Genomic DNA, 7,723 nt, shown 5'->3' with positions numbered 1-7,723 from the left:
CATTGTCGGACCTGCCGCGCAGCGGTGGTCGCTTGAGCAAGCTCCAGGCTTTCTGGCTCGGTGAGCCTGATCTCCATCGGCACCCCTCCTTTGCTGGAGATCAGTCTACCAGTTCTACCTTATTTTGTCCAACTACTTAGCCAGGAAAGCATGCGAGGGCCTGGATCAAGAGCAGAGAGCAAAGCTGAAGATCGCTAGCTCACGGATAGATGCCACGCGCGGCAGTCGCTTCGGCCACCCGCGTCACCGCCAGCAAGTACGCGCCCATGCGCATACTCACCTCCACGTTCTGCGACTTTTCATAGGTAGCCTGATAGCTGCGGCGCATGATGCGCTCCAGTTCGCTGTTGATCTGCTGTTCGGCCCAGAAGAATCGCTGAAGGTCTTGCACCCACTCGAAGTAACTGACCGTCACACCGCCCGCGTTCGCCAGAATATCGGGAATGACGGTGATGCCGCGATCATTGAAGATCGCATCGGCGTCAGGGGTCGTTGGGCCATTGGCCGCCTCAACAATCAGCCTGGCCCTGATGCGGCTGGCGTTGCGGCCAGTCAACTGCCCCTCTGTGGCCGCCGGAACCAGCATATCGCAGGGCACCTCCAACAACTCCGCGTTGCTGATTGGCTCTGTCTCTGGCAGATTTGTCAGCCGCCCATGCTCCTGCGCATAGCGCAGCGCCCGTGACACATCAATGCCGTTAGAGTTATACACCCCACCGTAGAGGTCGCTTAATCCGATTACCTTTGCCCCGGCTTCATAGAACAGCCGCGCGCTGATAGAGCCGACATTGCCGAAGCCCTGCACCACCACCTTCGCCCCCTCCAGGGAGATACCCGCGCTTCGCGCCGCCTCCTGTGTCACCACCAGCACACCTCGCGCTGTCGCTTCCATGCGGCCCTCGCTGCCGCCAATCGAGATGGGTTTGCCCGTTACCACCGCTGGAATCGAATAGCCCTGGTGCATCGAGTAGGTATCCATAATCCAGGCCATCACCTGCGGGTTGGTATTCATATCCGGGGCTGGAATATCGCTATCGGGGCCAATCAAGATCGAGATTTCAGTGGCATAGCGCCGGGTCAGGCGCTCCAATTCGCTCTTGGAGAGTTCGCGCGGGTCCACAATGACGCCGCCTTTCGCTCCGCCAAAAGGGATGCCGACAACGGCGCACTTCCAGGTCATCCACATCGCCAGCGCTCGCACTTCATCGAGCGAGACATCCGGGCTGTAGCGAATGCCACCCTTGGCCGGTCCCCTGTTAATATTGTGTTGCACCCGGTAGCCAGAAAACATCTTCACTTTCCCGCTGTCCAACCGCACCGGAAAGTTCACCGAAAGCTCGCGCTTGGGCTTGCGCAGCACCTCCCGTAAATCTTCATCAAGATGCAAGAGTTCAGCAGCCTGGTCGAATTGGGCAACAGCCACCTGATACGGATTAAGCACATCAACTGCCACGGGTTCAATCCTCCTTGGTGAATCGGCCTGCATTGGCCGAAGACTGGGGGGCGACGTTGGCCCCCATTGCAAAATACCTCGCCCTACAAAGACAATGACAAGCGCAGTCAAAAATTGGCCCGCCCCTGAGCAGGCAGGCCAGAGAAATACTGATCCTTCAATAAGGAACGGGCTGTTAGAGGCCCGTCTCCAGGCCTATGCCCTCAGATCAACGCTATAAAATGCCGTTTGCATCTCTGTCTCTTCCACCCCCACTGTCATGCTGGTCAGGTTGGTCACTCCCAGGGCTTGCAGGCGCTCAATGATACGTCCGGCCAGATATTCCGCCAGCCGCTCCGCTGTCGCGTTATCAACGGGTAAGACAACGACACTGGTGCGCGGCAATAGATAACGCTGATCGCCAAAGCGAATCTCCCATTCACCCGGATGCTCGGCAATGTTCAGGTGCTTACTCCGGCGGGGCAACAAAAACTGGTGATCGAGTTCCTTGCAGATTTCGCGTGTGATCGTTTTGAGCATTACAAAGTCCAGAACATAGCTATCCGCGTTGAGATCACCAGTCACTTCCACGCGCACCCCATAGTTATGCCCATGCAGCGGCTCAGCCGTATGTTCATCAAAGGTGATAAAATGGGCCGCGCTGAAACTCAAGTTTCCGCGCTCGATCAGAACTTTCCAGGCCACAGGCGCCATCCTTCACAGGCGAATGGAGTCGCTCCAGCAAGCGAACGTCAGGCATGCTGAATCGCGCCTCTCTCCCCAATCAAATTATAGCACTCTTCCAAGCCTTCAGGGTATCCCTTGCACATCTGATGCCTGTTTCTGTTCCCTTGTTAATGGGCGGCAGCAATCATTGCTCAGGCGTTATCCGCGCCTTTGCTACTACCACTCTAGCGCCGCAAAACAGATGGCAGTATAATACTCCCACACAGAAGCCCGCCTGAGCAGCGCCGCAAAGGACGTACCAGCGACAGCAGCGCGGGCGCTTCAACCCTTCCATCTTTATCAGCCTCGCTCAACAGGCTGCGGAGGAACCATGCGACGAGTTGGCGTGATCGGCACTGGCGCCTGGGGGACGACCCTGGCGATTGTTCTGGCAAATAAAGGCTTCGAGACCACGCTTTGGGAGCATCAGACAGAACGCGCCGAAGAGATGGAGCGCGCCCGCGAAAACCGCGCCTTCCTGCCCGATATTCCCTTCCCCTTCTCGCTGCGTGTGACCACCAACATCCACGAGGCTGTCGCTGGCCGTGAGCTAGTGCTGGTCGTAACGCCCTCTCAGCGTCTGCGCGAAAATGTCCGCGCCATCTCTCCCCATCTGACGCCCGATGCCATTGTGCTGTGCGGCAGCAAAGGGTTGGAGATCGGCAGCCTCAAACGCATGAGCGAGGTCATCAGCGAAGAACTGCCGGAGGGGCTGCGCGAACGCATCGCCGCGCTGGGCGGTCCCAACCTTGCCAGGGAAGTAGCCAGGGGACTCCCCAGCGCCGCCGTCATTGCCGCCAATGATCGCGCTGTTGCCGAGGCCGCCCGCGAAACCTTGAACACGGCAACCTTTCGCGTCTACACCAGCAATGATGTCGTTGGCGTTGAACTGGGCGGCGCGCTGAAAAACATCATTGCGCTGGGCGCGGGCGCTAACGACGGCTGGGGCTATGGCGATAATGCCAAGGCCGCCTTTATGACACGCGGCCTGGCCGAGATGGCCCGCCTGGGCATTGCCTGTGGGGCCAATCCGCTGACCTTCGTGGGGCTGGCCGGCATGGGCGACCTCATTGCCACCTGCGCCAGCCCGCTCAGCCGCAACCGCTACGTGGGGCTGGAGATGGCGAAAGGCCGCAAACTGGATGACGTACTGGCTGGCATGAAAAGCGTCGCCGAAGGCGTCACGACTACCAAAGCCGCTCACAAACTCGCCCAGCACTACGGTATCGAGATGCCTATTACCAGGACCATCCATGCCATCCTTTTTGAGGGCATGAACCCCCGCCAGGGGGTGATCGAGTTGATGCTGCGCGACCCCAAAGACGAACTTGAGGGCATGCGCGGCATCATCGGCAGCTAGCCCGATAGGCCGATAGGCGCAGTTCCGTCTGTCCTTGGAACCGCGCCTCTTGTTATCAAGGGCCGCGTAAAACCCTGCGCTTGAGCGCCAGGGATAGAAGCGGCCTTGCACGGCCTCAACACCTGTGCGATAATAGCTACAACGTGCTGCACCTTGAAAAGGGAAGAGTGTTTGGGCGTTCCAAGGTAAAGCGTTCCCTTGGGTAAAAGCACTCACGTGTTTTCGTTGGCGCCATGCGAGACACTTGAGCCGGAGTCACGCCCGCCAGGTGTGCATGCACCCACGTTGCCGGGCCAGGAAGTGGCCCACAGGGCTACGGTCCTGTAGAAGCCCCGCGCTTGCGCGCTGGTGTACTTCACTAGAGTTTTGTATGAGGCCACAGCGGCGCGGAGCCGTTCTCGTCGCCCATCTCTAGCCAGTTGTCCAATGTCTGTACCCGCCTCTACACCCAACAAAGCGATACCTATTGATGACGCCCTGGGCAGCCTGCTGCGTGGGGCTATCGATCTGTTCAACGGGCGCGCCGGAATCCTGGTGCTGGCCGATCACCTGGACCCCGCTGGCATGCTCAGCCCCGTGCTGGTCAACGTTGAAGAGGACGAAGCCCGCGCTTTGATTGATATACTGGAGCGCGTCAACGGCTGGAAATATCTGCTCTGGAGCGTGGACAGCCTGGGGCCAAAAGAGGTGCTCAATGGGACCATTTTATTGCCAGGAAGCTATCCGGCCCGGCTGGAAGACCTGTTCCCTCAGCGGCCTCTCGCCGTCCTGACTCTGGTGCTGCGCGACAGTCAGGGCAATGTTGGCATGCTGCATATTTTAGGTGAGCAGTGGATTACGACTGTACCCTTCTTGCGTTCGGAGCGCGCCAGCGCAGCCTATGCCGCGCAGACTGCTGCGGCAGTGCGCAACGCCATCGAAGCGCACCGCGCGCGCCAGGACAAAGAACAGCTTGAGGCCATCCTCTACTACAGCGCCGATGGCATCCTGACCGTTGATCGCCAACTGCGCATCACCAGCTTTAACCCGGCGATGGAGCGCCTGACCGGCTGGCGCACGCCGGAAGTGGTGGGCCGCTTCTATTACGATGTCCTGCGGCCAAAAGACCCGCAGGGCAGCGAACTGGGCCTGCATAATGATCCGCTGCTTCAGGCGTTCGCCAGCAGCGGCCCCATCGTGGACCGCGAGATGATTATTACGACCAAGGACGGCCAGCAGGTTGATATTGGCGTGACTGCCTCTGCGGTGCGCTCGCCACATGGCGAACCGCTGAGCGGCGTGCTGAACCTGCGCGACATCACCCGCATCCGCGAGAACGAGCAGCTACGCTCCACCTTTATGTCCATCATCTCGCACGAATTGCAGACACCTATTGCCATCATCAAAGGCTATGCCTCCACCCTGCGGCGCGAAGACGCCAGATGGGATGAGCAGACCATTCGCGGGCGGCTGGAGGCCATCGAAGAGGAGAGTGATCGGCTGCATCACCTTGTCACGAATCTGCTTCAGGCGTCCCGTATTCAGGCGGGCGGCCTCAAGATGGACCCTGGCCCGCTGGACCTGGACGAACTGGCGCGCAAAGTGGTGCGCAAATTCGCGGCGCGCAGCCCCAATCACACCTTGCGTGTCCACCTGCCGGAACAGATGCCTACTGTCTGGGCTGACCGCGAACGCATCGAAGAAGTCCTCTTGAATCTGCTGGATAACGCCGTGAAATATTCGCCCAACACCCGGCTCATTCGTATCGAGGGGCAGATCACAGACGAATCGGTCATCATCAGCGTCGGCGATAAAGGGATGGGCATCCCACTCCGCGAGCAGGGACGCATCTTCGAGCGTTTCCAGCGCGTTGATAATAAAGCCTCGCGCACCACGCAAGGAGCGGGGCTGGGCCTCTATATCTGCCGCGCTATTCTGGAGGCGCACGGCGGGCGTATCTGGGTGGAGAGCGAACTGGGCAAAGGCTCAACCTTCTTTTTCAGCTTGCCCCGCATGGAGAAAGCGCCATTGCCTATGGTCGTCTTCGGGGCCAGCAGACAAAAAGCTGAAGCTTAAAAACGGTATTGTTTGGTCTGCTGAGTGATGCTAGCTATTGAGGAACCTATGGACCAGCTTGATCCGCGCAATCTAACCATCCTCGTGGTGGACGACGAGGCGCGCCTCATCGATCTTATTCGCATGAACCTGGAACTGGAGGGCTTTCGCGTTCTGGAAGCTGCTAATGGCTACGAGGCTTTGGAGCGCCTGAAAGAAGACCTGCCCGATCTTATTATCCTCGATGTGATGATGCCTGAAATGGACGGCTTCCAGACGCTCAAGCATATCCGCGAGGTCTCCACAGTGCCGGTGATGATGCTGACCGTGCGCCAGGAGGAAGGAGACCGCATTCGCGGCCTGGACCTGGGGGCCGACGATTATATTACCAAGCCGTTCAGCCCCCGCGAACTGCTCTCGCGCACCAGAGCTTTGCTGCGCCGCTCGTTCATGCCCTCGCCCACGCGCAAAACGCAGATCATCGTGGACGACGAACTGACCATTGATTTCAGCAAGCGTGAGGTCTGGGTGCGCGGCGAGAAAGTCTCCTTGCGCCCCACCGAATATCGCCTGCTGTACCATCTGGTGAATAACGCCGGGCGGCTCCTCACGCACGAAACCTTGCTCTCCAAGGTCTGGGGCCACGAATACCGCGACGAGGCGCACTATCTGCGCCTCTACATCACCTATCTGCGCCAGAAGATCGAGCGCGACCCGGCGCATCCCAAGTACATCCTCACCGAGCGCGGCCTGGGCTATCGCTTCCGCGAACTGGAGCCAGTGGCCGGGGCATAGAGGGCTTCTTAGAGGCTATACAGTACGTTTGCCACCCCGTTGAGCATCGTTTCGGCGGCATCCAGCGCCTCACTGGCAGAGAGCGCGCCTGTCTCTACCAACTCGCCCAGGACTGTGCCGAGCGAGCGACGCCCCAGCAGTGCGCCCAGCCAGAGATGCTCTGGAATCACCGAACTATCCGACCCGTAGAGGATTTTGGCTGCCGGGGCCAGCGCCAGCAGTTCGCGCCAGATCGTCGGGACCATCCCGACCAGGAAAGGATTCGCCAGCGAAACGTCCACGAAGACGTGCGGATAGACCGAGGCCAGATACGAAGCCTCGCGGGTGTAGGGATAGCTGGCATGCAGCAGCACGATCCGCGCGCCCCGATAGTCAGACGTTTCCAGGCTGGCCTCAATCAACGGGCGCAGCAGCGCGGGATTGCTGGTCAGCAGGTCTTGATCGGTATCGCCAAAGCCCGTATGAAACTGAATGGGCAGGTTCTGCTTTGCGGCCTGCTCCAGTGCGCGATAGAGAAAATAATGCAGCAGCGCCTGCGTGGACGGTCCAGCCAGGCGAATATGCCCCTCCCTGGCGATTACGGCTCGCGCCGCTGTGAAATCGGCCCGGACATCCGCCAGCGTCGGCTCAGGCGCCGCCAGCCCGCCGCGATAAGCAATGATACTCTTCAGGGCGACCACGCCGCGCGCCCGCAGATCAGCCAGATCGGCATTGAAAGCCGCCAGCAAATCATCCAGTGATGCGGCGCGCAGCAGCAGCGACTCCAGCAGCGTCTCCAATCGCAGCACCCGCCAGGCGGGGCAGCCGCACGCCTCGCCCATCTGCGCCACGTTCAGCGCCTTGCCTGATGGCGGGTAGCCATCATCCACCAGCAGACCAGCCAGACGCGCCTCGCCCATCAGCGCGGCCAGGTAATCATCTGGCCGCGCCGCCCGCGCCGCCAGAATCGTTTCTTCATCGGCATCGGGCGCGAGGCCCAAGGCCCGCCGCATCTCGCGCAGCGCCCATTGATAGTACACCAGCGAAGGCACATAGCTTTCGACCCTTCGACGCCCCTCGGTAAAGCAGGCCCGGAAAGATGGCAGGTCGGTATGGAACCAGCGTTGGGTAAACGGGTGGCAGTGCTGGTCTATGACCGCAATCTCAGAAAGATCAAGCTCTGGCATATGGCCCCCTAATGCAAAATCCCTTGGCCTCTTTGGCATTCACTGGTATACTCTCCCAAGGCTGGCGCGGTGTGAGAATCGGTTGCTCACTCTGTTGCCATCTGTTGTCAGGTGGTGTCATTGCTTCCCCTTGCTTTTGGTCATTGCTGGTGATAGACTGCTTTCCGGGCGTGGTGGGGTTCCCCTCCAAAATCGCCGAGGGGGTAAAAC

The 7,723-nt window shown here is 59.7% G+C and carries 6 protein-coding genes; 3 read left to right on the top strand and 3 right to left on the bottom strand.

Translation table 11 applies throughout. The features are described from left to right. Positions 1 to 199: 199 nt before the first annotated feature. Positions 200 to 1,453 carry a Glu/Leu/Phe/Val dehydrogenase gene (locus VH599_15065; protein HEY7349634.1) on the bottom strand — a complete coding sequence of 418 codons (1,254 nt, stop codon included), beginning with the start codon at positions 1,451 to 1,453 and terminating at the stop codon, positions 200 to 202. A gap of 195 nt (positions 1,454 to 1,648) precedes the next feature. Continuing rightward, on the bottom strand, positions 1,649 to 2,137 hold the full coding sequence (locus VH599_15060) for a 6-pyruvoyl tetrahydropterin synthase family protein (GenBank protein ID HEY7349633.1): 489 nt from the start codon (positions 2,135 to 2,137) through the stop codon (positions 1,649 to 1,651). A gap of 352 nt (positions 2,138 to 2,489) precedes the next feature. On the opposite strand from VH599_15060, the gene VH599_15055 reads away from it, so the two are divergent. The 3 genes from VH599_15055 to VH599_15045 all read left to right on the top strand — a co-directional run bounded on the left by VH599_15055 (position 2,490) and on the right by VH599_15045 (position 6,347). Next, positions 2,490 to 3,518, top strand: a complete 1,029-nt coding sequence (locus VH599_15055) for an NAD(P)H-dependent glycerol-3-phosphate dehydrogenase (protein HEY7349632.1) — start codon at positions 2,490 to 2,492, stop codon at positions 3,516 to 3,518. A gap of 426 nt (positions 3,519 to 3,944) precedes the next feature. Further along, on the top strand, positions 3,945 to 5,573 hold the full coding sequence (locus VH599_15050; protein HEY7349631.1) for an ATP-binding protein: 1,629 nt from the start codon (positions 3,945 to 3,947) through the stop codon (positions 5,571 to 5,573). Between the two features lie 48 nt (positions 5,574 to 5,621). Beyond that, a complete protein-coding gene (locus VH599_15045; GenBank protein ID HEY7349630.1) occupies positions 5,622 to 6,347 on the top strand; it encodes a response regulator transcription factor in 726 nt (241 codons plus the stop codon). 8 nt (positions 6,348 to 6,355) lie between these two features. Here the strand turns inward: VH599_15045 and VH599_15040 are convergent, their stop codons facing one another. Next, positions 6,356 to 7,513, bottom strand: coding sequence for an amidohydrolase family protein (locus VH599_15040; protein HEY7349629.1), 1,158 nt, complete (start codon positions 7,511 to 7,513; stop codon positions 6,356 to 6,358). Positions 7,514 to 7,723: the final 210 nt, after the last annotated feature.

It is taken from the genome of Ktedonobacterales bacterium (assembly GCA_036557285.1).
Lineage (GTDB): Bacteria > Chloroflexota > Ktedonobacteria > Ktedonobacterales > DATBGS01 > DATBHW01.
Note: the sequence above shows the minus strand (reverse complement) of the source record. Positions and strands in the feature narration are given on the sequence as shown.